The following is a 26,237-nucleotide window of genomic DNA, read 5'->3' on the forward strand; positions in this document are numbered from 1 at the left end:
AGGATGAATAACACGTTGAATGAAACACGAAAGCAACAAGTCCTCACGATGTATCGCCAAATCGATGAGCTCGACTTGCTGTTCACGAAATATTTCACGGAACTGAACGAATTCGAGTTGAGTTATCAACAAGAACAGATGCTACTTCTCTTCAAGCGCCAAGAAACATGGACGACGACAGAGATCGCGACGAGAATGTCCATCTCCAAAAGTGCCGTCAGTCAGGTGCTCAAAGTGCTCGAGCAACGCGACTTCGTCGTTCGGAAAAAGAATCCTGAGAACCTTCGGGAAAGCTTTATCCAACTCGGGCAGAACGGTCTGGCGTATTCAAAACAAATCGATGCGATTGAAGAACGCCTCGCCGAAGAGATGTTCTCCGTCCTCGAAGATGACGAGATGAAGATGATCAACCGCTCGCTCGCGTTGATGATTCAGAAATTCAGATAAAAAGACAAATCGTCATTCGTAGACGATTTGTCTTTTTATTACAACAGGTTTTGAACAACTCGCTTCACCGACCGCAACGCCCCTTCAATATGTCCCCCAAACTGCGCATCCGTCTCCGAACCGATCAAATGGAGACGGTCCCCGAGCTCGATTGGACGGTAAGCCGGGAATGCCGTGAGCGGCATGAGGTCATCAGATGTCGCTGTCTCTGATTCTGTCGACCAATCCATATAATGAAAAGCCAGAAAATCATTCGCTTTCGGACCATATAACTTCTCCAGTTGCTCGATGACACGCGTCTTCACTTGTCCTCCCCCCAGCGCTTCTCGTTCTCCCGGTGACAGACGGAAGAATCCGAACAGCGCACCTTGACCGTCAACCGGTGAAGCGTCATGAATCTCTTGAAGCGGACCGACCCAACTCATCCCAAAGCCAGACAAGCCCTCTTCTCGCCAGAACGGTGTCTCGTATACAATGAGTGCCTTCGCCTGGGATGCCATCCAAGTCGGTGTCGTTTTGATCGCTTTTCGCGTTTGTGCTGACAGACCCGGTTCAATCGCTACATCCGCAACGAGACGAGGTGGAATCGCGAGAATCACGTCATCCGCGTGATACACCGCCCCATTTTGGAACGTCAATTGGACTCGGTCTGACTGTCGATCAATGGACGTGAGACGATGTCCAAGATGTATGATGTCAGCGGGCAACTTTGCAGAAAGTGCTTCTACTAAACTCGTCATCCCGCCGACTACACGTTTCGATTGGACGATGCTTTCCTCTGGTAGCACATGTCGTTCCGGTGCGGTCGTCGTTTGACGTTCGAGTACCATTTGTCCTGTCGTGTGTTGAACGAATGACTTGAGTCCGAGTGTATCCACGAGTTCAGAGATCGTCTTCTCCGTATCCGGCCAATACCATGTCGGACCGAGGTCAAAGCCTTCCTTCGTCAAGATGCGTCCACCAACTCGGTCACGTGCCTCGAAGACCGTGACGTCATATCTTTTTTGATGAAGCTCGCTCGCGGCATAAAGCCCACTGACACCAGCTCCGATGATGGCAATTGATTTCATTGTAACTTCTCCTTTGTCGTACGTCTCTCCTCGATTATACTGAGTTAGATGGCTTTACATATGCAAGAAAGGACGACATCAATTGAAAAATATGTTCTATTATCTATTCTTCCCTTATATCGTATTGATGCGCATTTTGTACCGTTTTATTCAAACTAAGGGTCGGATGACTGTGGCGATGTGTCTCGTTTCATATCCCGTATGGTCTCTATTTTTATTCGACCTCATTCAATGACCGACCGCAGTCGAATTTGTCATCATTATGTACGTATCAAGCGCTCTATATGTCCCTCATTTTTTCTTTGACACAGATGTGAAGCGAAGACGACCGAACGGGTACATCCCAATTGCAGAACGGCATCGTTAAGTCCAATCTATTTCATTCAGATAATCTAGAAGCTGTTGATTCGTGATGTCATCTTGTCTCAACAGTGTTTCCCCTTCCTCTACTCGCTGATCTTCCGGGAAATAGAGTTTTAGAATCGCCAAGCACGCTTCTACAGTCGTCGCAAAACTCTCGTCTTTTACGTTGATTATCAAATACCAACCTCGGATGACGCGCTTCACGATGGAGCGCTTCTCTAGATGAGACATCTGTCCACGAAGCAATTTCGACTTGGCTGCTTCAATCGAGGAAACCAAGTCCTGGTTCAACGCCTCACTCACACGAGCATCCGGCTTCATGCGCGGGAATTGAGTCGAGACATCTTCCGCGTAAACACACGTACAGAGATGTCTTAGCCAAAAGCCCCATTCAAAACGGTTCGCTGAATCCAGTGCCACATTCAGACGACCGATATCGTAGTCGATTTTGATGACTTCCGGATGTTCCGTTAGTAATTGCTCCGTCTGCTCCACCAATTCTGTGGCATCGATGTCCTCATGCACGAGCACAGTCAAATCGAGATCGGATTGCCCAGCAACGGCCGTCCCGCGCCCGATACTTCCGTAAAGGTATATGCTATGTAGCTGTTCACCGAATGCTTCTTTCACCAATTCGATTGCTTTATAGAGGACGGTTTCAAACTCAGGCTGTATATGACGGATGGACGTCTGGTTGATGACGTAACCAGCATCGTCCGTTCCAAGTCGAGTCGGCTTGTTCATGACACACCTTGTTCGACGAACGATTGGACACCGAGCACCTGGTGAAGATGAATCTGGTCGACAATATAGTAATATTTCGTATTCGTTTCGGGATATTCCTCAACGATTGCTTCGCACCATTCACGGTCGAACATCTTCTCCCACGATGTACGCAGTTCTTCTTCGCTCTCTGCCTCACGATTTTCAAAAGAAAGGAACCATCGATTTAAGGCGAATACCCAATACCCTGCTTCCAGTTCTAAAACGGCCTCATCGGGTAGCTCGACGGTCAAGACGACACCCGGTTCCCCAACCTCTAGAAAACCACCACGCGCGACGTTTGGTGGGGTATCACTAAGCCAAACGGGATCATTCCCATTCAGTAATCGTTTCGTGCGTTGCTCGTATTGGTCAGCCAGCCAATCATAGGCAGGTCGATGACTGGCATCATCCTCATCTTTAAACATGCCGTAGTTCGGGTCGCCAAATAAAAAGCCATTTCGCTTAGCGGCTTCCCATGCATCTGCGTGCTGATTTGTATAATAGATTGCCATTCCATCGACTCCTTTCAACTCTCTCTATTCAGTGTACCGAGAATATAGGATACAATGCCAGTGCCACTCTTTCGCTTTGGATGGATTTGGAAGTATAATGAAGACGTAGAAAGGGAGGCATATCTATATGAACGTCATCATGGTCTCATTATTCGGACTCATCTTCACGATTTTGCCAATCGCCGTACTGATCATCGGTATGTTGTGGATTCGTAATGTCGTCATACGCTCTGAGAAACGGGCTGACGAGCAACTCTTTATGGAACGTGAACGCTCGAAGCAGATGCAAGTATTGATCGAACGTCTCGACCACATCGAACAACAATTAGATTCGAACGCAAAACGCAGCTGACTTAAGTTAGCTGCGTTTCGTCTAATCACACTTTCCATTCAAACGACTTTGAACGAATGAGGCCTAGCTTATATCCGATACGCCACCCCATCCCTCTTACTCGGTCCAATAAACTGTCTCCCCGACCGACGAATGGCATGACAGCACGAACTTGGGTCAAATCAATTCGGTGAACGACGTGTTGATACACCAATTCAACATTTGGTTGGTCCGCGACGGACGCTTCGCACCATACTTTGTCAAATATACGTTCCCACGATTGTCGCACGAACAGTTCATCCGGTTCGTCTTCTCGATCATACTCTTCTAACGTCTCATATAATGGAAAGTTACTTAGCACATGGTGCCAATACGTAAACTCGGAAGCCAACACCTCTTCGTCTGGTAGTTCAACGGTCAACACCACACCTTGATTCCCTTTGCCAATATGTCCATCTCGTCCCAAGTCGGGGAACTCGTCCCAACACCAAATCGGATAGTTTCCGTTCAATGAGATTCCAATTCGTTTCTCATACTGTTCGACCATCCAATCATAGGGTGCTTTAAAATCTTCAACCCCTTCTTCCATGAATAGTGCGTGTTCGCCGTTTGCTTCAAGATACCCTTTCTTCAAAGCTTGTTGCCAAGCCCCTTCTCGTTGATGTGTATAGTAGATACCCATAACTTTTCAACCCTTTCACCATTCTTCTTCTGCTAGTTTATAAAATTTACGCAGAAACACTACGGCAAAAAAATAACCAGGTCATATTATATGATGGGTCTAAATGAGACAGGTGAAGATAGATTAATCAGGGACGAGGGACGACCATACTCCATCGATTCGTCGATGAACGTCTCCAACGTGCGCACGTTTTCCGTCACGACTTTGACAAGGTAACTATACTGACCGGCTAAGCGATGACACTCGATGACAGACGGCTGTTGACGACAAAATTCACGGAACGCCTCGCACCGATGTGTGTCATAAAGAATAAAGGCAGTCACGTGTTTGTCCATCTTTTCGGGATTGACGATGGCCCGGTAACCTGTGATGACTCCGCGTTCTTCAAGTCGCTTCACCCGTTCGGTCGCAGCAGGCGTGGACAATCCAATCTGTCGTCCTAATTCGGTCATCGAAATCCGGGCTTGTTGTTGCATCAATTCAAGAATATGGCGGTCTATTTCATCCATTTGTCATTCACCTTTCAAAAATAAAGTGAAACGGTACATAATCCGTTTTTTCTTAATTCATTCGCTGAAACTTCCGTCAAACCTCTATGTATCTGTATTCCTCCGTTGCATACACTTGAAGTAACCAATTCAAGGGGGAATCAACATGCAAACAACAGTCGTTCCATTACTCATCATCGATGTCCAAAAAGCCTTTCATGATCCAAGCTGGGGAAACCGCAATAATCCACAATGTGAAGAGAATATCGCGCGGTTGATTGAAGCGTGGGAAGCTCAAAATCAACCAATCATCTACGTCCAACATGTCACGAACGTTCCAACCTCACTCTTCTATTTCAAAAAAGACGGTCATTTGTTCCAAGACTTCATCCAACCTCGTGAACAAGATGTCATCCTGACGAAACAGGTGAATAGCGCCTTCATCGGAACGGACTTACAGGAACGACTCGAATCACTTGGTGCAACACAAATCGTCATCACCGGATTGATCACGAACCATTGTGTCGAGACGACCGCACGGATGGCGGGAAACTTAGGATTCAATCCAATCGTCGTCTCCGATGCGACGGCAACATTCGACCGTCAATCCATCACTGGGGCATGGATCCCCGCAGCGGTCATCCATGATGTGTCGCTCGCTAGTTTGAATGAAGAATTTGCATCGATTCAAACGACAAATGAGGTCATGAAAGATGTGTTACAAAAAGAAGTACAGTCCTGATGGATTGTACTTCTTTACTTTATGCGTTCGACTGAGGACTCGGATACTTCACTGCGTTTTTCACGAGCTTGTCTTCAATCGCTTTCGACACATCGATATCAGCAGCATGTGCGAACGTTAACGCGTAAATCAACACGTCAGCAAGTTCCTCTTCCATCTCCGTCTTTTTCGTCTCAAGCGCTTCTTCACTCGACACCCATTGGAATATCTCAAGGAGCTCGCTCGCCTCGAGCGATAACGATAACGCCAAGTCTTTCGGATTATGATGGAACGCCCAATCGCGCTCATCTCGGAATTTAATAACCTCGTCCATTAATCGTTGTACCTCATTCATATATACACGTCCTCACTTTTTATATTCAATCATGTTACCCACAGTAAAAACTCCACGTCTTACATACTCTTGAATCAATTGAATGGAAACCTCTTCCGATAAGTCTTCTAATTCAAGTACTTGTTTCAATTCTTCATGAAATGAAATCAACGTCGGTATTTTGTTTTCAAACTTATACGCCTTCTCGAGTCGAATCAGAAAAAATGAAACATCATGTCTCTTTCCGACTGGTAAATCATGCTTTAATAGGACGTATTCTAATTCAGTTTTTAACTGATTATGTAGTATTGAATCTTGCTCAATCACTCGAAGTAGAAGGGATTGAAGCATTTCAACTTGAGATTCTAACTCGAACATACGTGTCTGCATCTCTTCGAATTGCTTATCCATTAAATGAGTCACTTCCCTTCACTAATTCGTCATGTATCTTATTTTACCAAAAGATGTAACTTTCATGTGTAATCATCTTCCTCTTAAGCCCTTCTCTGTAAAATGTTATACTCCAACTAAAAAGGGAGGGATTCGGTGCTTACTTTCCAAAACGTCTCGGTGCGCCAACAAGACACACTCATTCTCGAAAACATTTCATTTACGATCCAACCAGGTGAGTTGGCAGCTATCCACTGTGGCGTCATTTCCCGAGAAATCATCTTCGGTCTCATCAGTCAGGAAATCATGACATTTACCGGGAACATCAACCATGCTTCAACGCTGTCCCTCTTCTCCATCCGGGACGGTTTATATGATCGACTCACCATCGAGGAGTATTTACGCTTCACCAAGCGTCTTTATGATTCATCCGAATCAGTCGAATCGGTGATGCAGCAACTCCAACTCACAACTTACCGCAAGCAACGCCTCCACCGTCTCAATCGTTCCCTTGTCAGACGAACACAGTACGCCGCGCTACTTCTCCAAGACCGTGACCTGTATGTGTTTGAAGAACCTGACCAAGACGTGGACCAAGAGACACGCCACCTTTTACGCGATACGTTACAAACATTGACGTCGAGACAAAAAGCCGTCCTCGTGTTAACGAGCAACATAGAGAGTGCGCTTTTCATGACATCGACCGTTTATCGGATCGATCATCGTCACTTGCGCCTGTTAGATGTGGAACCGGAAGAAGGGGATGAAACAGACATCTCATCTGAGGTCATCCATGTCCGTTTCGAGAAAATCCCGACGAAAGTGAATGAAAAAATCATTTTACTCGATCCTCCTGAAATCGACTTCATCGAGAGTCAGGACGGACAGTCGATTTTACATAGTCAATCGGATCAGTTCCCGAGCATCTTCACGATGAATGAGCTCGAGACGCGTTTGACTCCGTACGGTTTCTTCCGCTGCCATCGGTCATATCTCGTGAACTTACAACGTGTCCGTGAAGTCATCACCTATACGAAAAATAGCTTCAGTCTCGTCTTGGATGATTCAGAGAAGACGACGATTCCGTTATCCAAGACAAAAATGACAGAATTGAAGACGATGATGGGGCTCAAATAGTCTCCATTCACAGTTCTATTCGCTTCATTCAACTCCTGATAAGCGCCGTTTGTCGCCATTTGAATGCGGTCCCTTTTTATTCCTTATACGATAGAGGCAAGCAAGACGACATCGACAAGGAGGAACGGGAATGGAACCAATCATTCAAGTGAACGGGTTGAAGAAATTGTTTGGGAACGAGGAAGCATTACATGATGTGACGTTTACAGTTGGAAAAGGAGAAGTGTTCGGCTTCTTGGGACCGAGTGGTTCTGGAAAGACGACGACGATAAAAATCTTGACGTCACAACTCGCACAGACAGCCGGGGATGCTACCGTCTTCGGCGTGCCGGTCGCTGACTTGAAACAAGAACAGTACCGTAAACGCATCGGCGTGTTGACGGACAATAGTGGTCTCTATACACGACTTTCTATAGAAGAGAACTTGAGCTTATATTGTGACCTCTATGATGAACCAAAGACTCGGATCGATGAGGTATTGAACATGGTCAGCCTTAGCGGGGAACGGAAAAAGCGCATCGACAAACTCTCTAGAGGGATGTTGCAACGAGTGACGCTCGCACGCGCCCTTCTTCATGAGCCAGAGCTCCTGTTTCTAGATGAACCGACATCGGCTCTCGATCCCGTCAACTCTCGACATATCTATAAAGGGATTGAACGGTTGAAGGCAAACGGAACGACCATCTTTTTAACGACCCACGATATGCAAGAAGCCGAAGAGCTGTGTGACCGTGTCGCTTTCTTACATCAAGGGTCGATTCAACTGCTCGATGCACCGAACGTATTGCGCAGGAAATATGCGACAGGATCGATGCGAGTCGAATTGAACAACGGTCAGACGCATGAAGTGACACAAACCGACGAAAGCGCGGACTGGCTCCATAAACAAATGCGTGCTAAAAATATCGCGTCGATCCACTCCAATGAGCCGACACTCGGCGACATCTTTATCGAAGTGACAGGGAGGAAATTATCATGACTTTTTCAATGAAACGCGCACTCGCCATTTTCCAAAAAGACTATAAAGATTTGTCTCGAAACTTGTTCGTCTCGTCGACCTTGATCATGCCGCTCTTCTTCGCTGTCTTCTATTCGCGAATCGGTGACGGCGGCATCGATATCACGTACTTCGTCATCAACATCACGTTCAGCCTCGTCGCGATCTTTGTGCAGTGTGCATTGATTGCCGAAGAGAAAGAGAAGAACACGCTTCGCGGGCTCATGTTGTCCCCGGCGAGCACGCTCGACATCTTGCTCGGAAAGAGTGCTCTCACATTCGTGACGACGATGATCCTCATCGTAGCCTCGTCTTTTTTGATGGATTATGCCCCGCAAAATCTGGCTGTGATCGCCCTCGCGCTCATCGTCTCGACGTTCTTTTATATCGGAATCGGAACGATGTTCGGCTTGATGACGAAGACGGTCATGGAAGCTTCATTGATTGTCATGTTACCGTTCTTTTTCTTCTCGTTCTCACCGATGTTGTTGCCACTACAAGATCGTTTGGCCATCATCGGATTGCTAGAGTATTTACCGAACGTACTCTTGATTGACGTCGCCCATCAAGTGGAAGACGGTGCGAACTTCGGTGCTGTCGGGCTAGAGCTTGGGTTGCTCACTGCGTGGGCGCTTGCCGCATTCGTCGGTAGCGTCGTGATGTATAACCGGAAACAGACGGATTGAAAAAAGAATCGCCCGCGAAAAGGGCGATTCTTTTCATCTACACTCATTTATGTTCCGCCGGTGTCCAACGCTCCTGTTCACTCGACGCAGGATAATCAATTCCGTCCGGATAGGCAATCAGCTCGATGAGTGATTCCCATGGTGCCTTCCCGTATACACCTCGGTTATCTCCATTGTCTTCGACTCCGGCTAACGGATGTGGTTTCGATAACAACTGTCCACCCGCACGTTCAAAGCGCTGAGCCGCCTCTTGCATATCATCCACATAAATCGCGAAATGATGTAAACCGTACGATGAGATTCCTGTCGGTTCGGTTTCATTTACTCGCGCGACTTGAAACAATTCGATAGACGGTCCTGATTTGATTTGAAGCAGTCGCATATGGATGATTTGTTGTCCGTCTGGTAAGTCCAGTTGCTGCTCCGCCTCTTTCCCTTCCATCGGTTCATCTTCTGGACGTTGCACGTCATAGCAAATCTCAGCGTCGAACGCATCTTTCAAAAAAGTGGTTGCCTCCTCAATAGAAGGCACCGTCATTCCGATGTGATCAATTCCTCTGTTCATGATGAGTCCCCTTCCATTGTTGACGGATCCGATCCATCCACGTCATGACATCCCGTGAATAAAGTCGCGTCTCGTCAGATTCACCAGAAATGACACGATGCATCGCGTCGATTTCATAGCGTAATGCCTGCTCCGTCTCCCCGAGCTGAACGGTCTCAACCGAGCCATCTTTCGTGTACGTGATGGTCGCCTCCGTCGCACGAGGAAACGAATTGACGGTAATGTACCCCTCTTCTCCGGCGACTACTCCTTGCTTCGGTAACTTCGTACGCATCGCAAGGGTAATGTTCACCATTTGATCAGAACCCGTACGAAGGATCATACTCGATTGTTCATCGACCCCGGTTTTGTATGGCTTCATCGTCGTCAACACTTCCACTACTTCTTCGTCCAAGAAATTTCGAGCGAACGATAAGGCGTACGTCCCAATATCGAGCATCGCACCCCCAGCCAATTCCGGATTGAAGAAACGGTTGGACGGATCATCTTCTTTATAACTGCCAAACGTCACATGAATCATATTGACTCGTCCGATTGCACCTGCCTGCACACGCCTTCTCAACTCTTCAAAGAGTGGCATATGATAAATCGTCATCGCTTCGAGCACAACTACCCCTTGATCATCAGACATACGATGAATATTCTCGAGCTCTTCACTGTTTAGTGTGATGGCTTTTTCGCAAAGGACATGCTTTCTATGTGCGATGGCTTGTTCCATCATCGAATAATGGAGGTGATGAGGTGTCGCCACGTAGACGATGTCGATGTCAGGTGAAGACAACATCTCATCTAACGTTTGGTATACATGTCTCACACCATATTTTTTCGCAAATTGCTCAGCTTTTTCTACATCTCGTCCCCACACTCCGTAGGCAGTACCATCTGATTGTGCGAGTGCTTGAGCGAATTCTGTCGCAATCGCACCTGGTCCAATGATTCCCCATCGCTTCATTTCACTTCCCCCGTTTCTGTTGAATAGACGACCGTATCCTGATGCGATGCAACGATGACGTGCGTGACGACATCTGTGAACAAGGACGTATCAACCACGCCACGTACTTGAGATAACTGGTGGTTCACCTCAATCGGATCTTCAGACGGGTGGACGACCACGTCGAGTAATCGGTTCCCGTTCACGGTCACCAAGGCCCCGTCACTGTTTAAACTTTGACGAACTTGTAGAGATTTCACCCATGGGAGCTCTCGGACTTTCTCGCTCACATAGGTGAATGCTTGTGGAAGAACTTCTAAGACAACCGGATGATCAAACGTCAATCGTTCAACAAATTTAGAGTCATCCACCAGTAATACATATCGCGTCGCCATTGTCGCAATGAGTTTTTCTTCCGTATGAATCCCGCCTCCGCTCTTCAAGGCGTGATGTCGTGTATCGACTTGGTCACACCCGTCAAAGGCAAGGTCGATCAGCGAGACATCCCCCGTCTCGACAACCCGAAGCCCTTTTTCCAAACAAGCGCGTCGTGTCACAAATGAAGGTGTCACGATTGTCACGTCCAGTTCATTCGCATGAATCATATTGATGAGGTGTTGAATCGTACTGCCACCCCCAAGACCGATTGTCATCCCCGATTCAATCCAAGGTAGCGCGGCTTCAGCACACTTTTCTTTTACATCCATCTGTTCATTCCCCCTGTAACAGTTGTTGGGCCGTACGATCAGTTGTCACGATGACATCAATCAACCGATGCTCGGCGGCGACTCGAATCGCATCTACTTTCTCACTTCCATAGGCTACCCCGATTTTAAGTGGGACCTTTGCGAGTTGTTGGTGCTCGATATGGACCGTTCTATCTGATAAGGACGTCGTCATGAGTTCCCCGTTTTGATTATAAAAATTCGAACAAATATCCCCGACGATTTGTAGGTCGTTCATTTCCTCGGTGAACGTCTGGCCATAGAAGGCCAACCAGTTGGTTTCTTGGTTCAGTTGGGATGACCCGATCCCAAAGAGGGCGATGTTCATCCGACCCCAAAGCTCCACGACTTCTTGAGCATGCGTCGACTGGGTTAGCGCTTGTTTGATGGCGACATTCGGTAAAATAGCAGGAACGTCGATTAGTTTAGAACGCCCACGCCATTTTCGTGAGGCGTCATACGCTAACGTGTTCGCATGGAAACGACTTTCGAGCTTTCCGTCCGGACCACCGATGAGCGGGACACATTGTATGCTTGAATATTCATCTTTCGGTGCGAGTGATTCAACAACGGCTGCTAATGCCGTCCCCCATGAAAAACCAATCACATCATCGTCGGTCACAATCGTCTCGACATATTTGGCACACGCTTCCCCAATACGTTGTAATGTCTCTTCGCGTTGCCCTGACTTTTCAGGTACAAGGATGACATGTTTTAGACCGAAACGCTCTTTCAGTTGGGCTGCTAAGTCAATCGATTGATAGCGATCATAATCGATTTGAAACTTCACGATTCCTAATTCCCGAATCCGTTTCAACATGCGGCTGATGGTTGCCCGATTGACATCGAGCGTCTCTGCAATCTGATGTTGTGTTTGATTCTGTTCATAATACAAGTGTGCTACTTCATAAAGCCTCTTCAGTTCTTCTGACATTCAGTCACCCCCCCTTTGCACAAATGTACACCTAAATGAACATTTGTGCAAATTAGAATATATTGATTTAAATCAGACAAAAAACGCGTCACGATCGATGTCGTGACGCAGGTCTCATATTCAAACGATTTATGGAAAAGGATTATTCTCATCGCTTAGTCGGATTCGAACTAGAAGAAAAATGGAACAAACAGAAGACTCAAATAGCCTAATGTAAACAGACGCTGCGTTTCACCAGAAATATATTGTGTGTGTCCACAGTTCGAACACGCCTTTCCGTCTTTTGAAAACCCGAGTGACCATACCTCTCTCGCTTTCCATCTATACCGACAATTCGTACAACATGGCGCCATCGAAGTACCCCCCTTTCTTACTCATTACGAACAAAAGGGAGGGAAGTTTCACATTATCTAATTCTACATACGATGATTTTGTAATTTCTCTTTCTCATCTATCCTGTACAGAACAACGTATCTAAAAGAAATGACAACCAAGTAAACATACTTCCAGTCAACTTGCTATTCTTAAGGACTATAAAGATATACGCTGCTTCATATATTTTTGTAATTCAGGATCACAACAATACACGTAACACCCCTTCATCCCACGAGTCATTAATGTGCGATACGTATTTTTCACGAGCCGATTAAGAGCGTCCATTTCATTCTTTTTCGGTTTTGCCGGTCTAGCGCCACTATCTTTGAATTCTTCCCGCCGTACAATCAATTGTCTTGATTGTGGATCATAACCTAAATCAGGACCTATGATTACACCTGCATATGTCATTTCTAAGCCCTGTACTGTATGGATACATCCAATCTGTTCTCTTCCATCTGGATGGATTGCCCAGTCTAGACGTTTCGAATCATTCCAAGGCATTGCGAAATCATGCTCGGGAATCTGTACATCTGCAACAAGCTGTCCATCTATTCGTTCTTTCGTCCAACTCCATGCATAGCCTGCCGTAACGCGACCATCACGTTTCGACACGACCTCATCAATTAATTCCTGTGGTGAGTCTAGCACTTGAATGTCATATGACCCGTCTAATTCTATTATCTCTTCATTGTTAAAGATTCCATTCACCCATTCAATATAGTTACCTGAACCACCACACCGGAATTGAGAATCCAATGTTAATTCGTGAATAATTGCATTTTGTTTTTTGGCCTCCTCTTTAATCAACGAATAGGACCCAATATCTTTCTTCGAAATCATTTGCTCATCGTCAATGAAGAAAACACTCATTTTCGCACTTCGAATAATTTGAGTTGCTTGATTCTCTCCTTCAATTTTTCGTTGCATATGTCCATGATTCTTTAATCGGTGCGCCTCATCACAAACTAGTACGTCAATTTTATTCATTTGAGTATCTACGTAAGAACCAGAACCTTTAAACATATCTCGAATTTCAATCATGCTCTTTTGTCTTACCAGTTTTTTTCGTAAGACTTCTCGGAAAGCTGCATTCGGCGTAATATACTCGACTAATGCCTGTTCATTCATGAGTGCCTTTAGAGCATTTAAACCGATTACAGATTTGCCAGTTCCCGGTCCTCCCTTAATTAATACAACATGCTTCTCGTCTGTATGTAACACATGCTCAGTATAGATCGTTAAAATCTGTTCATAGGCAACTTTCTGTTCATCTAACAAAATGAACTCTTCGTTCCCCTCAAACATTAGGTTTAATGTTTCTACTAATTTTTTGGAAGGTCTCAGTTTTCCTGTCTCAATTTCTGACGCGATTTCTGACCCTTGACCGGCACCGACTCGTTTAGTTACATAATCTTCCAAATGAAGGTCATCCATTTTGAAATAAATCGGTGCTTCCTTGTAATAATGGCTGTATCTATCATTCAATAAAGGTTCATTTTCATGTTTCCTTGACCGAATATAATTATGTAAATAAGCGCATGAATCAAGTGTTATATCAGACTCGATCGGATCTACCGATTCGAGATAATTTTCTAAGTACCGGCGATACGATAAAGCTTGATAAGAAGGGTGGACGGTCGATTGGGTTCTACCGTGAAATGCGGTTTGGACGATACCATCTCCTTCAGCGAGATCAGCCTTTGTCCATTGCTTTAGTTCTATAATAATTGCATTTTTTTGACCATTTGTATCTTTCCCCGCAATAATAAAATCAATTCGTTTTTGAGTTGATGGTAAATTAAACTCAAGAAGAATATTTACGTCATCAGGTATCGAATTTCCTCGAATGACTCGCATCATTTCTGAAAGTGAGTTTTCCCATGAAGTCATCTCGGAAGCACTAACGCGTCGATTCATTTTTTCTTCGATGTTTTTACTAAGGATATAACTAATTTCTTTTTCTAAGATGTGCTCTACAAACATATACTTCGGTTCGTTATAAATGATCATCGTTTCCGCCCTTTTCTACTTTCAAATTGAATACCATCTTCTCCACCAAAGCCTCCTGATACCCGGCTAGTTTCACTTGCCGCAGCTCATCCACCACGTTTTGCAGTTCCGGGTCCACCACTCGGTCTAACTTTACGAGTCGTTCCACAGACGAGTCGACACTCGGATTGCTCGCCACATAGCTCTCTAAATCCATACACCAATAGTCAAGCATCTCGCCGTAACGCTCTTTTAACCGCGCCGCCATCTGTAGTCCTTCTGGGTCAAAGTCTCCTGCGTACTTCAATTGACAACCTGATGCGACTAACATGTCCAACAAGAGATAAGCAGCGAGTTTAAATTGACCGTGCGTACAGACGATCGGTGCATCTGGGACGTCATCGAGTAGACTCGAGAACACCCCAGAATTCTCCACAATCCATACAGTATGCCCTCGACTTGGTTTCACTCGATTCACGCGCAATAGTTCCCGCATCGGTACGTTCAATACACTGTGAGTCTCCATCGCCCCTCGCCACATCGGATGCCTCGCATCATTCTGGTCTGCCACGAGATTTGCACACGTCACGAAATTCGTAATGTCATCACGAAGCAGTTTAAACTCGAGCAACAGTTCGTTCACTCGCTCCGTGTCACTCGGCGGCGGTCCCCCTTGTCCGCGTTTGATGTGGAGGACGTGAATCCACATCCGTCCTAAATCAGTCGTTCGATCGAACGCATGTGGATTGCCGAGGATACGTTGTCCAAACATCGGAAGGCGTTCGTAATCTAGCGGGAGCCCCTCTAACGCTTTCACCAGTTGGGCACAGAATAGATGAAAGTCATCCGTCTCAAGCATCCGATTGATCCAGTGCGTATCCGCCGTACGTTGTTGCAAGTAAGTGAACCAAAACGCGAGGCTCGGATATATCAATGCGAGTTCTCGAAACCGTTCCGCTCGCTCTTTCTCCATTTGAGCAAGTGCTTCTTGTTTCGTCACGAGTGACTCTCCAAAGTAGACTTCAAGCAACTCGACCAACGTCACCCCTTCAAACTTGGTCGTCTGCAGTTTCTTTTCAAACGCACGCAGTGTCACCGTCTTTTTTAAACGGATGGCGGAAACATCTTCTCCAAAAAAGCGAGCGATTGCCTCGAGTTCTTCTTCTTTAAAGGTTTGAATCGAGACCGATCCGCCGACTTTACCGAGCGAGGTGTATTTCTTCCGAAATTGTGTGAATAAACGAAAGAATCCTGTTGACGCTTTAAAGTACTGTGCGGCTTCATCGACTAGCCGCTTCATTGAATCGACTCTTCTTTTGCATACCGCTTTTCCCCATCCCACACGTAGTGTAAGACCGTGACGAAGTCCGCATTCTTCGGTCGCAACAACTCACAAACGGAAAGAGATGAAATCGTATCATAGTCCCCCCACAAAATTTGCGAGTTCATAATGTAGTCAAAGCCAAGTTGCTCGACAATCTCAAACATCTCACGGATGTTATTCTCATCGACCCCGGCAAACGCCTCATCGAGCGAGATGATATACGGTGCCGTATCCGCTGCTTCTTTATACCGCGAATAACAGGCAGCGAAGAGCGGGATATACATCGCCATCGCTTTTTCTCCACCGCTGAATTTAAAAAAGTGGTTGTTCGATAAATCACGCTTCGGTTCATTCGTTCGTTCAAAGTATAGGATGAACGAGAACCATTTCCGATAATCGAGCACTTCTCGGAGCACCTGTAAGAGTGTTTGTCCGTCTCCACTCTCTTTGATCATCTGTTTCGCCTTATTCAATTTTGAACGGAAGTGACGCGTGATTCGCTCAAAGTCTTCGTCTTTCAGAAGCTTGGCATCTTGTTTCAAAATATGGACCAAGTCTTTCGTGTCGAGCTCTTCCTCACTCTGCGCCGTGCGTGGTTTCCATTTGATTGAAAATGTTAATCCTGACGATGTATTGCGACTCTCCATCAACTTATTCATTTCTCCAGTCCATTCTTCCGCACGACGAATGCGAGAACGGAGTTTTGTTCCGACCGATTTGAAAAGGATTTCTTCGTATAACTGTTGATCACTTTCGTTCAAAATGCTCTCTTGGCGTTCGAACTCTTCTTCAACCGTTCTTTTGACTGCCTGAGGACTCGCCTGTTGACCGCGTAAGTCGAGCGAAATGATACGTCGGGTTGTTTTTTGTTGCCACGTTTCGACCTCTCGTTTGAATCGGTCGTCGACGTCATTCATCCACTCTTCAAGTACTGGCTCTTCAGTAAAGTTTCGCATCCGATATTCCATCAAGTCGTTCTGTTGCTCGATGAACGCTTTCGATAACAATTCGTCCGCTTTCGAGGCACTACTTATGAGTCGCTTCTCATACGCCACTTCAATCTTCCGAGCCAACGTGATCGGGTCGTCATTCTCCACTTCTAAAGAAACGATCCCTCGTTTCCATTCTGCTTTTAGTGCTGTTTCCCAAGCTTCTCTCATCTGTACTGACAAGATGTGGTGGTTTTGCTTTTCATCTAACTTAGTTGCGTCCGCATCGAACTGCGCCTTTCGAGTCGAGATGAGCTGTAACGACTCTTGGAACTCTTTTTCGATTCGCACCAAATCTGCTTGAACGGACTGGATCTGGCGACGGATATCGTCAGCACCTTCTCTCGCCAACTGTTCTTCGATTATCGCAATGTTCTTTTGAATCCGTTCCATCCTATCTTCGAGTTCATTTAGTTCACCCATCAATTCGATGAGATCTTCTTCTAATTCTTCAATATTCTTTTCTCTCATAGCGAGTTGTTTTTGCGATACCATCGCTTTTCCATGTTGAAATTCCACATCACGCAATACATCCTTATAAAGCATCATCGACTGCTTCGCATGTTCGAACGCCACTTGGTTTTTTTCCAAATTGAACGGTTCGGCCAACGTATACACTTCACGCTTCAACACGCTGAATCGTTCACTCGTCTGCTTTAACAGTTCTTCGATTTGACGGCATTGACGCTCCTTAATCTTAACCTCGAATTCGACATTCTGAATCTGTTGATAACCTGTCCGCAAATCGCGGTCTGACGGAAACATCGCCCATGCCGCACCCGCTAATTCAATGTGCTGACGCAACTCCGCTTGTTCTCCGCGCAACGTCATGCGCTCGATTTGAAGTTGTTCAATCTCAGACTGCAACTGTTCGATCTTTTCTTTGCGATAACGTTGTCGGGCAGCTTGTCCAAGGAATCGAACGCGCTCGACAGGTACCGCATGTCCTTTTAATTGTCCGAGTCGATACGTTCCGTCTTCTCCAATCGCTGTCTCCCCATCATCCATGAGGATGCTTCCGAGTACGTCGTCAATCCGGTCTGAAGTGATTCCTGTTTCTCCTGGGCTAGGTTTTAAATAATCCGCTAACGTGTGCACCATCATTTGAGGTGCCGGTAATAAGACTCGATCATGCGTGACGTCTACCTTGGTAATGAGGGCATCTAACATCCCACTGTCAATCAATGCTGCCTCAATTCGTTTTTGAACGTCTTCTTCTACCCCGTCTCTAAATTCAACGAGCGCATAGAGTGGTGCGAAGATGACACCATCATCCCGCATTCGTTCCCGAGATTCCTTTGTCGCCGGATGAGTATCGGGTTCAGGATCCGTTTTTTCTTTCCATTCAGATAACATCGTCTCAACGTTTTGAATGTCCTTCTGAATCGTCTCTTCAGATGCTTTTTTGGCTGCGGCTTTTTCACGCAACCGATTTTGATAATGGACCACGGACGGTTGAACGAGTCGGGATACCTCCTCATACGTTGACGGTTCATAGTCATTACGCAGGGCGCGCTCGACTCGACCAATCGTCTCCCCTTCGATATCAAACTCAGGATGCGCTTCAATCCATTGATAAATATTTGCGAGATGACGGTCGAGATCTTGCTCGAACGTTCGCTTCCAATCATTCAGTTCGTGTTTTTTCTGATCTCGCGCTTGTTGTTCGTCGGCGAGTTGTTTATTTTCCACTTGAAGTCTCTGTTTTGTTTCTTCAAATGCTCGCATCTGTTCGACTATTTTACCGAGCTGTTCCGTATGTTCGTTTACTTCCTGTTTCCACGTGGCAAAATCAAAACGTTGCTTGAGACGCCGATAATCGGAGACGTTCAATTCATGACGGTCAAACGCCGCCTGTTCCGCATCATATGCCATATCTTCAATAAGATCATCAATCGTTTGAAGCGTCGTACGATAGTTTGACTGTTCTTGATCTTGCTGCTGTTTCGCATCGAAAATTCTATTGGCCGTCTTCAATCGACGGTCTTCTTGACGCTGATGATTGCCCTCGATCTTTTGTAACGCTTCCTTTTCATCCTTCAACTCGTTTTCTAAATTCCAAACTTTATGTGATGCCAAGCGTTGACGTTGACGTTCAGCCGTCGCTTTGTCTTGTTCAAGCTCTTGAATAGACCGCTTTAACGTCTCAATCTCATGCGTCATTGAGGCTTGGAGTTCACGTAATTCCTCAAGTTCTTGCGCCTCTATCGTCTCTCGTTCGGTCGCCATCCGGTACTCAGCAGCGATGTCTGCCATATGACGCTCGTTATAGACGTCGTATGTATGACTCAACTTTTTTAACGCCTTCAGCTCACGTTCGAGCTGTTCAAGTTGTTGCTTCGTTTGATCCATCTGCTCAATCGTATCGGACAAATGACGTAAATCTTCATCTGACAACGGCGGAAGCGCCGCCTCGAGAATCTCGTAAATGACGGTCGGTCGGAAGTCTTTGGACAGCTTTGGACTACGCAATTGAATGAGCAACTTAATCAACTCTTCATACGCATCGATTGATTCGAATCCGAACACATGCTTATTGACGAGTTGCATATAGTCGCCTTGTGTAGTTACAACCTTCCCGCCGTCTCCGATGACCCGCTCCAGTTCGACCCGCGAGTATGGAATTTTACTAGTCTGCGCCCCTTGACGGTCTCGCTTATATAACTCCATATCAATATTGATTCGTCGATTATCCGTGATCACAAATCCCCAAAATTTAAGTAGCTTCCCACGTTTTGCTTGGAGTCCGATCCCTGTCGTCACATATTGATTCGTCTCGGCCTTCTTGTATTCGGTAAATAGATAGCCCGTTCGTTCTTCACGGTCGACGACTTCCTTCTCACCGAGTAAGTAATCTTCCATTCTACGGGCCCTTGACCCGAACGGATCGAGCCGGTCCGGTGACTTCTTCCCATCGAGTAGTACCGGTAGAAAGCTCTGCATTGTCACCGATTTCCCTGACCCGTTACTCCCCCGGAGCAACAACTTCCCATCTGAGAAATCAAACGTTTCTTCTGTGTAATACCAAAAATTGAGTAAGCCCGCTCGGTTCATTTGCCAACGATTTTTTGCTCTCATTGATTCATAATCTCCTTTACGAATTTTTCTGGATAATAACCTGTCGTTCGACCGAATCCGGATTGAATGACGAGTATCCCTGAATCCGTCTCCACATATCCGAACTCCCATTCAAGCAAAAGAGAGACAAGTTCGTTCGCAATTTTTTTAGGGGAATCTTCCCGATATTGTTTCGCCCAACCCAATCCCCACTCAAGCTGAACCGCCTCGACAATCCGTTCGAATTCGAGCATCGTGATTCGAATCTCCCCCATCTCGTTAACGGGCAAATTACGTTTCCGAATGTGATCCGCTACATGCAAAGCGACACTCGTCACTCCTTTTTGATTCGGGAATAGCGTATACCGCTGTTTTTGTTCAGGCAAGACCAGCATCGCCGCATTTTTGAACACTTCTAATCTGAAGGGTGTATATTTTTCAAATTCATCTGTTAATCGGTTTCGTAAGTTTCGTATATAGGCAAAATCCGGATCGTCTTTTGACTCTCGATACACGATAGGCGAGAACATGAGTTTACGATATACACGTTTGCGACGTTCGTCTTCTTTTTGACGACTCCATTCACTCGTTAAGATGTCTTCCATCGTTTCATAGTTAAACAAGTCTTCTGGATAGGAACGCATAAAATAGCGTGCGTGGACACTCACTTCGTATAACACTTCTTCCGTCTCATTTGTCGCAAACAGATCGACATCCCCATCGACCGCTCGAATCAATTTCAATTCATCCAATTGCTTTAGAACACGTACGAGTGATCGTCGGTGTCGATAATTCGTCCAATCGAGTGGTAAGTCACCTGGATACATCTCCTGAATATCTTCTGTGATATGTGACAATAAAAACTGTTCGTCAACTGATTTACTTTCGGTAAATGCGAGCGCACAACAAAAAATAGCGTAGTCCATCGGTTCAGTGAACGCCTGAATGCCCATCCATGGTTTCGGGTCGACCGGTAGTTTCTCGAGTTTGATGAAGTGTTGATGAACAATCAAATCAAAACCGAACTTTTCTGTCACGTATCGCTTCAGCTGATGTTCACGTTCACGAATCTTTTGATAAACAACAGGTTGCTCGGTTCGTAATACCCAAAATTGTTCGAATAGAATTCCGAGTGCATCCTGCATCCGTTCATCTACTTTTCCTTCCTCGCTCATGACATCACCTCTTCATCAATAAACTGATACTCTACGTTCGGCATCTCAAGCGAACCGTCTGTCGCTCGCAAGACGACACGTTCTTCCTCAACCATTACTCGCACGCGTCCACCGTACTCTGTTTTGACAATCCGGTCTTCTCGCACCATTGCTTTACCGAGCCAAGACAACAATAGTTTTCGTACATGCGGCTCAATGACCGGAAGAGTTTTGATTGAAATGACACCTTCCTTGATGTAGCGTTCAATAGATTCTCTTTCCTTTTCGAGTTGCCTTAGATGGAGTTGTCGCATCTCTGCAATCTGAACGGATCGATCGATGATGGCCCCCGCTTTGGTTGACTCTTTATATTGTTTCGTTCGAGGTTGTGTCACATGTTGCATGGGTGCCTCATCCCATATATCTACATACATATCATCAGTCGGGACCTGTTCTCCGTAAAGATGACGTGTATGAAAGACGCCGAATATGACCGATGACAGCCGATGGGCTTCCTCAATCGTCTCGATTCCGTCGAACCAAGTTGCCAAATGCTCATAATCGCGACGCCTACTTCGGAATTGTTGTTGCCGTTCGCTCATTCGTTGCACCATTCTTGTGATTCTACGGATGGCTTCATTCGTTCGTTCCTGCAGACGTTCAAACTCACTTTCGCCATGTGTCGTCCCGAGGAACCATCCTCTTAAGTTTTGCCACTTTTCCATCAACTCTGTGCTTACATCTTTCTGATCTTCTTCCAGACGACCTGCTTGATGTTGATGATTCATCACCTGTTGAAGAAATGGTGCCATCCGTTTTGTGGTTAATTCGGTTAATACATCCTGAATTTGCATCGCTGTTCGTTGCAAGGCGATGATGAAATCCCGTAAGTAGGTTGTGAAACGGTCTTTATAGACAAGAAACGCCTCTGTTTTCATCTTTTCAATCACTTTTTCACTATGGATATAGGCCATATAATCCGAAGTATTCTGTGTAATTTCTCGGAAATATACCATGACATCATTCCAAAGTTGCGCGCATTCTTCATTGGATTGCCCACTCGCCTGTTCAATTTTCTCAAGTACTTGATAAAGACGTTCAAACCGAGTCTTCTCAAGCGAACCACCGAAACTGTCCCCAAGTTGCTCTAGTTGAATCATCATCCGTTCGAATTCGACCGTGTAAGGGGTGCATTGATAACGGAAATTCTTTTTCTTATACTCTTCAATCGTTCGAGCTTTTCTGTGTTCTTGCGTCGCAATGATGTTGCCCCACTTCGTAAGTGAATCTAAGTCTTGGTGAAGCATATCCATTGTATATTCCTGAAACTCTACGAATTGTTGAAGATGTTCATAAATCTCTTCTGGATATAGAAACTCGCGCATCCGTTCATGCTGTATGTAGAAATACCGTAATATCGGACGATAGCTCCATGCCTTTTCTGCCGTCAAATAAGTCGCTTCTTTGATTTTTTTCTGCAAGTCTCGTTGCATGAGGTGGCTCCTCTCGAGTAGTATCTATCATTAAGCATAATACAGATCCGTGAGAGCGGAAATAGAAAATCCCTATTTTTGGAAGGTGATAAACATTTTTGTGCTAGGTCTATGAATGACAACTAAAAAAACCTAAAAATTCAGCATTGAACTGAATTTTTAGGTTATCCCAAAATTAATTCTGTTTTATCAAAAGTATTCTTTATTGATTTTATATTTTTGGTTAGGACTCGTCGGCTTTCCCGGAATCGTTCGATTGACGAGTCGTAGCTCAATTAAAGGATTTAAAACACTTTTTCTAAAAGTTACAGGATCTTTTAATCCAACGACTTGCATGAGATATTTTGAAGTATACGCTTCGCCGTTTTCTAAATAGTGCACTAATGCTCTCTGAGAATCACTTAAGTGAAGCAGATTCAACATCGCGTCTAAATCTCCTTGACCATCAATTTGCACTTTAAAGATGTCTTGATTCGAGATGATAGGAGATGATCCATACATGATTTTCGTGTATTTAAAAATTTTGTTAACACCCGATCCTAACTCATCAATCAACCCTAAAATGTTAAAAACTCTGGCGATAGTCGGATTTTTTGGATATGGCGCAATCATTCCTTCAGTGATGATGCCTGGGTGAATCGGTTTGTTCGCATTCTCAAAGGTTAAATGATCTTCGTACACAGTGATTTTCGATACAAAAGCATTCGAATATTCCCGATGAACAAGCATATTTACTATCAGTTCTCTGAACAAAATGTCCCGGATATTAATTCGCTGGTCACCCTCTAGATGGAATTTGTCAGACGTATGCTTCTTAATAAAACTCATCAATCGACTATAACTCTCAATCAAATTTGTTCTTATGTTTTCACGATCGTCATATCGTTCTACGTCTTTCTTTTTCACTAGAGCATCAATTCTAAAATATGGAAGTACAGCAGAGATAACTTCGTCTTTACCGAATGTGATGACAGCTGCCAAGGTAAAACCTTCTTCACCAGTTGTATAATCTTTACTATACATACCTAAAGATTTAAGGATTTCAAGGCGATCAAACGTCGTCCAAGCTCTATAATCTTCTTGTGCTAATGCCGTTTTTCTCAGTTGCTCAATCAAATCGATTCTTAAGTCATCCATGCTCACATGAGAGAAGATTTTTCTCTCGGTATAGTCAGCTTGTTTTCGATTATACATTTGTTGTACTTGAATCGTATTATGTGTAATGTCGATATCAGCGTCTTCATTTCGATCGTAAATTTTTGTACGGTTCAATCGATGAACTTGAGAACTACTCGGTACAAAGATATGTAAAATCGTTTTATCCTCGATTTGATACTCCTGTATATCAAGGTAGAGAGGCGGTTCAATTTTTTGAGCTGACTGAGTGGTTGTTACAAAGTCTTTTTTCATTTGTGCAACTGCTCTGGGATCAACGCCAGTGATATTACCTTCATCAGACACTCCTAAATAAATATTTCCCCCTTGTCGATTAGAAAAAGAGCAAACTGTGTCGTATAGACTTTTTGGGAGTTTATTATGCGCCTCTTTGAATTCGATTGTAATACTTTCATTGCCCATACTAATTTCTTCTATTAGCTCTTTCCTCATCTTCCGCTCCCCTTACCGGTTTCTTTGTTATTTTTCACAAATCGTAACAATCGATGCAAGACTATTATACCTTCAATTATTTTACCATTGGGTTCGCAAAAGTTTAAAATCTTCTTGTTTCCTCTAACATAAAACGATTGTTATTTAACTCAATTAGGTCAGTAAGTAAATGATAGCTTGGCTCAGCTTAGTGGAGCTTGATGGGTACTTGATGGCTCCTTTGTTCAGCTTAGCGGAGCTTGATGGGTACTTGGTGGCTCCTTTGTTCAGCTTAGCGGAGCTTGATGGGTACTTGGTGGCTCCTTTGTTCAGCTTAGTGGAGCTTGATGGGTACTTGGTGGCTTCTTTGTTCAGCTTAGTGGAGCTTGATGGGTGATAATAAACTAAGGATTTTTTTAGACTTTCATATAAATGGTGTTACGCTTTAAAAATTAGTGTTAAACATAAAAAAACCACCCACCAGCTTTCGCTGATGAATGGTTCCTGTAAAGGCGTATGACTTACATCATGCCGCCCATTCCACCCATGCCGCCCATATCAGGCATTGCAGGAGCGTCTTTTTCAGGCTTGTCTGCGATGACGGCCTCAGTTGTGAGGAACATCGCTGAGACAGATGCTGCGTTTTGGAGCGCTGAACGCGTCACTTTCGCCGGGTCGACGATCCCGTGTGCGATCATGTCGACGTATTCGCCAGTTGCCGCATTGTATCCGACACCGACTGATTCGTTCTTGAGTTTCTCGACGATGACCGAACCTTCTTCACCCGCGTTTTCCGCGATTTGACGGACCGGTGACTCAAGCGCACGAAGGACAAGTTTCACACCAGTCGCTTCATCCGCTGTCACTTCTGCAAGCAACGCACGAACGGCCGGGATAACGTTGATGAACGCCGTACCACCACCTGCGACGATTCCTTCTTCAACGGCCGCACGTGTCGCGTTGAGTGCGTCTTCGATGCGGAGTTTACGCTCTTTGAGCTCAGTCTCCGTAGCTGCACCGACTTTGACGACGGCTACGCCGCCTGCGAGTTTCGCAAGACGCTCTTGGAGTTTTTCACGGTCGAAGTCAGACGTTGTCTCTTCGATTTGGTTACGGATCGTTTGAACGCGTGCTTTGATTGTTTCTTCGTTCCCTGCACCTTCAACGATAGTCGTTGTGTCTTTTGTGACGACGACTTTCGATGCGCGACCAAGCATGTCGAGTGTTGCCGATTTGAGGTCGAGACCGAGGTCTTCTGTGATGACTTGACCACCTGTGAGTGTCGCGAGGTCTTCGAGCATCGCTTTACGACGATCACCGAATCCTGGTGCTTTGACGGCTACCGCATTGAACGTACCACGGAGTTTGTTCAAGACGAGTGTCGCGAGTGCATCTCCTTCGATGTCTTCTGCGACGATCAAGATCGGCTTCCCTTGTTGCACGACTTGCTCGAGCACTGGGATGATCTCTTGAATGTTTGAGATTTTCTTGTCTGTGATCAAGATGTACGGGTTGTCGAGTGACGCTTCCATCTTGTCAGAGTCTGAGATCATGTAAGGTGACAGGTATCCACGGTCGAACTGCATCCCTTCGACGACGTCGAGTTCTGTCGTGAAGCCGCGTGATTCTTCGATTGTGATGACACCGTCGTTACCGACGCGTTCCATCGCTTCTGCGATCAATTCGCCGACTTCTTCGTCCGCTGCCGAGATGGCCGCAACTTGTGCGATTGCTTCTTTTGACTCGATTGGTTTTGAAATCAATTTCAATTCCTCGAGTGCGCGACGAACCGCTTTGTCGATCCCTTTACGAAGGATCATCGGGTTCGCGCCCGCTGTGACGTTCTTGAGCCCTTCACGGATCATCGCTTGTGCAAGGACTGTCGCTGTTGTCGTACCGTCCCCTGCGACTTCGTTCGTCTTCGACGCGACTTCAGCAACGAGTTTTGCGCCCATGTTTTCGAAGCGGTCTTCGAGTTCGATTTCTTTCGCGATTGTCACGCCATCGTTCGTGATGAGTGGTGAACCGAATTTCTTCTCGAGGACGACGTTACGTCCTTTCGGTCCGATCGTTACTTTGACTGCGTCAGCAAGTGCGTCGACGCCGCGAAGCATCGCGTGACGTGCATCTTCTGAGAATTTGATATCTTTTGCCATCGTTCATTTCCCCCTAAAAAAGTATTTGAATA

24 protein-coding genes are annotated in these 26,237 nt (G+C 45.5%); 6 read left to right on the plus strand and 18 right to left on the minus strand.

Annotation, left to right across the window (positions count from 1 at the left end; genetic code table 11):
• The first annotated feature begins 15 nt into the window (after window positions 1-15).
• Window positions 16-447, plus strand: coding sequence for a MarR family winged helix-turn-helix transcriptional regulator (locus KNO76_RS10935; protein ID WP_214885392.1), 432 nt, complete (start codon window positions 16-18; stop codon window positions 445-447).
• 38 nt (window positions 448-485) lie between these two features.
• Here the strand turns inward: KNO76_RS10935 and KNO76_RS10940 are convergent, their stop codons facing one another.
• The 3 genes from KNO76_RS10940 to KNO76_RS10950 all read right to left on the minus strand — a co-directional run bounded on the left by KNO76_RS10940 (window position 486) and on the right by KNO76_RS10950 (window position 3,157).
• Window positions 486-1,517, minus strand: a complete 1,032-nt coding sequence (locus KNO76_RS10940) for a flavin monoamine oxidase family protein (RefSeq protein ID WP_214885393.1) — start codon at window positions 1,515-1,517, stop codon at window positions 486-488.
• Window positions 1,518-1,880: 363 nt separating this feature from the next.
• A complete protein-coding gene (locus tag KNO76_RS10945; protein WP_214704109.1) occupies window positions 1,881-2,624 on the minus strand; it encodes a nucleotidyltransferase domain-containing protein in 744 nt (247 codons plus the stop codon).
• Window positions 2,621-3,157: a DUF3841 domain-containing protein gene (locus KNO76_RS10950; protein WP_214885394.1), complete on the minus strand. Its 537-nt coding sequence runs from the start codon at window positions 3,155-3,157 to the stop codon at window positions 2,621-2,623. Before KNO76_RS10950 ends, KNO76_RS10945 begins: the two co-directional genes overlap by 4 nt.
• A 127-nt stretch (window positions 3,158-3,284) precedes the next feature.
• On the opposite strand from KNO76_RS10950, the gene KNO76_RS10955 reads away from it, so the two are divergent.
• Window positions 3,285-3,509: a hypothetical protein gene (locus KNO76_RS10955; RefSeq protein ID WP_214704111.1), complete on the plus strand. Its 225-nt coding sequence runs from the start codon at window positions 3,285-3,287 to the stop codon at window positions 3,507-3,509.
• A 25-nt stretch (window positions 3,510-3,534) separates the two neighbouring features.
• On the opposite strand, the gene KNO76_RS10960 is transcribed toward KNO76_RS10955, so the two are convergent.
• Complete coding sequence (locus KNO76_RS10960; RefSeq protein WP_051545914.1) at window positions 3,535-4,170, minus strand: DUF3841 domain-containing protein; 636 nt, start codon at window positions 4,168-4,170, stop codon at window positions 3,535-3,537.
• Window positions 4,171-4,256: 86 nt separating this feature from the next.
• Window positions 4,257-4,679 carry an Lrp/AsnC family transcriptional regulator gene (locus KNO76_RS10965; protein ID WP_214885395.1) on the minus strand — a complete coding sequence of 141 codons (423 nt, stop codon included), beginning with the start codon at window positions 4,677-4,679 and terminating at the stop codon, window positions 4,257-4,259.
• A gap of 145 nt (window positions 4,680-4,824) precedes the next feature.
• Here KNO76_RS10965 and KNO76_RS10970 point away from each other — a divergent pair, with 145 nt between their 5' ends.
• Window positions 4,825-5,400, plus strand: a complete 576-nt coding sequence (locus KNO76_RS10970) for a cysteine hydrolase family protein (protein WP_214885396.1) — start codon at window positions 4,825-4,827, stop codon at window positions 5,398-5,400.
• A gap of 19 nt (window positions 5,401-5,419) precedes the next feature.
• On the opposite strand, the gene KNO76_RS10975 is transcribed toward KNO76_RS10970, so the two are convergent.
• Window positions 5,420-5,734 (minus strand): nucleotide pyrophosphohydrolase, encoded by a 315-nt coding sequence (locus KNO76_RS10975; RefSeq protein ID WP_214885398.1) that lies wholly within the window; start codon window positions 5,732-5,734, stop codon window positions 5,420-5,422.
• Window positions 5,735-5,746: 12 nt separating this feature from the next.
• Window positions 5,747-6,124 carry a hypothetical protein gene (locus KNO76_RS10980; protein ID WP_214798680.1) on the minus strand — a complete coding sequence of 126 codons (378 nt, stop codon included), beginning with the start codon at window positions 6,122-6,124 and terminating at the stop codon, window positions 5,747-5,749.
• Between the two features lie 135 nt (window positions 6,125-6,259).
• Here KNO76_RS10980 and KNO76_RS14260 point away from each other — a divergent pair, with 135 nt between their 5' ends.
• The 3 genes from KNO76_RS14260 (at window position 6,260) to KNO76_RS10995 (ending at window position 8,923) form a co-directional block, all read left to right on the plus strand.
• Entirely contained in the window at window positions 6,260-7,240 is a 981-nt protein-coding gene (locus tag KNO76_RS14260; protein ID WP_214885400.1) for a LytTR family transcriptional regulator DNA-binding domain-containing protein, read from the plus strand.
• Between the two features lie 130 nt (window positions 7,241-7,370).
• Window positions 7,371-8,219, plus strand: a complete 849-nt coding sequence (locus KNO76_RS10990; protein ID WP_214885401.1) for an ABC transporter ATP-binding protein — start codon at window positions 7,371-7,373, stop codon at window positions 8,217-8,219.
• Window positions 8,216-8,923: an ABC transporter permease gene (locus KNO76_RS10995; RefSeq protein WP_214885402.1), complete on the plus strand. Its 708-nt coding sequence runs from the start codon at window positions 8,216-8,218 to the stop codon at window positions 8,921-8,923. The genes KNO76_RS10990 and KNO76_RS10995 overlap by 4 nt, the downstream gene beginning before the upstream one ends.
• A 43-nt stretch (window positions 8,924-8,966) precedes the next feature.
• Here the strand turns inward: KNO76_RS10995 and KNO76_RS11000 are convergent, their stop codons facing one another.
• The 11 genes from KNO76_RS11000 to groL form a co-directional block, all read right to left on the minus strand.
• Window positions 8,967-9,488 carry a VOC family protein gene (locus tag KNO76_RS11000; RefSeq protein WP_214885404.1) on the minus strand — a complete coding sequence of 174 codons (522 nt, stop codon included), beginning with the start codon at window positions 9,486-9,488 and terminating at the stop codon, window positions 8,967-8,969.
• On the minus strand, window positions 9,472-10,440 hold the full coding sequence (locus tag KNO76_RS11005; protein WP_214885406.1) for a Gfo/Idh/MocA family protein: 969 nt from the start codon (window positions 10,438-10,440) through the stop codon (window positions 9,472-9,474). Before KNO76_RS11005 ends, KNO76_RS11000 begins: the two co-directional genes overlap by 17 nt.
• Window positions 10,437-11,126: a ribose 5-phosphate isomerase A gene (gene rpiA / locus KNO76_RS11010; protein WP_214885407.1), complete on the minus strand. Its 690-nt coding sequence runs from the start codon at window positions 11,124-11,126 to the stop codon at window positions 10,437-10,439. The genes KNO76_RS11005 and rpiA overlap by 4 nt, the downstream gene beginning before the upstream one ends.
• A gap of 4 nt (window positions 11,127-11,130) precedes the next feature.
• Complete coding sequence (locus tag KNO76_RS11015) at window positions 11,131-12,078, minus strand: sugar-binding transcriptional regulator (RefSeq protein ID WP_214885409.1); 948 nt, start codon at window positions 12,076-12,078, stop codon at window positions 11,131-11,133.
• Window positions 12,079-12,609: 531 nt separating this feature from the next.
• Window positions 12,610-14,466, minus strand: coding sequence for a DUF2075 domain-containing protein (locus KNO76_RS11020; protein WP_214885412.1), 1,857 nt, complete (start codon window positions 14,464-14,466; stop codon window positions 12,610-12,612).
• Window positions 14,453-15,745 (minus strand): TIGR02679 family protein, encoded by a 1,293-nt coding sequence (locus KNO76_RS11025; RefSeq protein WP_214885413.1) that lies wholly within the window; start codon window positions 15,743-15,745, stop codon window positions 14,453-14,455. The genes KNO76_RS11020 and KNO76_RS11025 overlap by 14 nt, the downstream gene beginning before the upstream one ends.
• Window positions 15,742-19,836 (minus strand): TIGR02680 family protein, encoded by a 4,095-nt coding sequence (locus KNO76_RS11030; RefSeq protein ID WP_214885415.1) that lies wholly within the window; start codon window positions 19,834-19,836, stop codon window positions 15,742-15,744. The genes KNO76_RS11025 and KNO76_RS11030 overlap by 4 nt, the downstream gene beginning before the upstream one ends.
• Window positions 19,833-20,990, minus strand: coding sequence for a TIGR02678 family protein (locus tag KNO76_RS11035; RefSeq protein WP_214885420.1), 1,158 nt, complete (start codon window positions 20,988-20,990; stop codon window positions 19,833-19,835). The genes KNO76_RS11030 and KNO76_RS11035 overlap by 4 nt, the downstream gene beginning before the upstream one ends.
• Window positions 20,987-22,462, minus strand: a complete 1,476-nt coding sequence (locus KNO76_RS11040) for a TIGR02677 family protein (RefSeq protein ID WP_214885422.1) — start codon at window positions 22,460-22,462, stop codon at window positions 20,987-20,989. Before KNO76_RS11040 ends, KNO76_RS11035 begins: the two co-directional genes overlap by 4 nt.
• 189 nt (window positions 22,463-22,651) lie before the next feature.
• Window positions 22,652-24,070, minus strand: coding sequence for an RNA-binding domain-containing protein (locus KNO76_RS11045; RefSeq protein ID WP_214885424.1), 1,419 nt, complete (start codon window positions 24,068-24,070; stop codon window positions 22,652-22,654).
• A 500-nt stretch (window positions 24,071-24,570) separates the two neighbouring features.
• A complete protein-coding gene (gene groL, locus KNO76_RS11050) occupies window positions 24,571-26,205 on the minus strand; it encodes a chaperonin GroEL (protein WP_214885426.1) in 1,635 nt (544 codons plus the stop codon).
• Between the last annotated feature and the right edge of the window lie 32 nt (window positions 26,206-26,237).

Origin of the sequence: Exiguobacterium sp. s101 (assembly GCF_018617835.1) — a bacterium.
Taxonomy (GTDB): domain Bacteria; phylum Bacillota; class Bacilli; order Exiguobacteriales; family Exiguobacteriaceae; genus Exiguobacterium; species Exiguobacterium marinum.

Bases quoted from the DNA above. Each gene is read 5' to 3' on its own strand.
- KNO76_RS10940 (WP_214885393.1), bottom strand. From the start codon at position 1,517: ATGAAATCAATTGCCATCATCGGAGCTGGTGTCAGTGGGCTTTATGCC.
- KNO76_RS10945 (WP_214704109.1), bottom strand. From the start codon at position 2,624: ATGAACAAGCCGACTCGACTTGGAACGGACGATGCTGGTTACGTCATC.
- KNO76_RS10950 (WP_214885394.1), bottom strand. From the start codon at position 3,157: ATGGCAATCTATTATACAAATCAGCACGCAGATGCATGGGAAGCCGCT.
- KNO76_RS10955 (WP_214704111.1), top strand. From the start codon at position 3,285: ATGAACGTCATCATGGTCTCATTATTCGGACTCATCTTCACGATTTTG.
- KNO76_RS10960 (WP_051545914.1), bottom strand. From the start codon at position 4,170: ATGGGTATCTACTATACACATCAACGAGAAGGGGCTTGGCAACAAGCT.
- KNO76_RS10965 (WP_214885395.1), bottom strand. From the start codon at position 4,679: ATGGATGAAATAGACCGCCATATTCTTGAATTGATGCAACAACAAGCC.
- KNO76_RS10970 (WP_214885396.1), top strand. From the start codon at position 4,825: ATGCAAACAACAGTCGTTCCATTACTCATCATCGATGTCCAAAAAGCC.
- KNO76_RS10975 (WP_214885398.1), bottom strand. From the start codon at position 5,734: ATGAATGAGGTACAACGATTAATGGACGAGGTTATTAAATTCCGAGAT.
- KNO76_RS10980 (WP_214798680.1), bottom strand. From the start codon at position 6,124: ATGGATAAGCAATTCGAAGAGATGCAGACACGTATGTTCGAGTTAGAA.
- KNO76_RS10990 (WP_214885401.1), top strand. From the start codon at position 7,371: ATGGAACCAATCATTCAAGTGAACGGGTTGAAGAAATTGTTTGGGAAC.
- KNO76_RS10995 (WP_214885402.1), top strand. From the start codon at position 8,216: ATGACTTTTTCAATGAAACGCGCACTCGCCATTTTCCAAAAAGACTAT.
- KNO76_RS11000 (WP_214885404.1), bottom strand. From the start codon at position 9,488: ATGAACAGAGGAATTGATCACATCGGAATGACGGTGCCTTCTATTGAG.
- KNO76_RS11005 (WP_214885406.1), bottom strand. From the start codon at position 10,440: ATGAAGCGATGGGGAATCATTGGACCAGGTGCGATTGCGACAGAATTC.
- rpiA (WP_214885407.1), bottom strand. From the start codon at position 11,126: ATGGATGTAAAAGAAAAGTGTGCTGAAGCCGCGCTACCTTGGATTGAA.
- KNO76_RS11015 (WP_214885409.1), bottom strand. From the start codon at position 12,078: ATGTCAGAAGAACTGAAGAGGCTTTATGAAGTAGCACACTTGTATTAT.
- KNO76_RS11020 (WP_214885412.1), bottom strand. From the start codon at position 14,466: ATGATCATTTATAACGAACCGAAGTATATGTTTGTAGAGCACATCTTA.
- KNO76_RS11025 (WP_214885413.1), bottom strand. From the start codon at position 15,745: ATGAAGCGGCTAGTCGATGAAGCCGCACAGTACTTTAAAGCGTCAACA.
- KNO76_RS11030 (WP_214885415.1), bottom strand. From the start codon at position 19,836: ATGAGAGCAAAAAATCGTTGGCAAATGAACCGAGCGGGCTTACTCAAT.
- KNO76_RS11035 (WP_214885420.1), bottom strand. From the start codon at position 20,990: ATGAGCGAGGAAGGAAAAGTAGATGAACGGATGCAGGATGCACTCGGA.
- KNO76_RS11040 (WP_214885422.1), bottom strand. From the start codon at position 22,462: ATGCAACGAGACTTGCAGAAAAAAATCAAAGAAGCGACTTATTTGACG.
- KNO76_RS11045 (WP_214885424.1), bottom strand. From the start codon at position 24,070: ATGAGGAAAGAGCTAATAGAAGAAATTAGTATGGGCAATGAAAGTATT.
- groL (WP_214885426.1), bottom strand. From the start codon at position 26,205: ATGGCAAAAGATATCAAATTCTCAGAAGATGCACGTCACGCGATGCTT.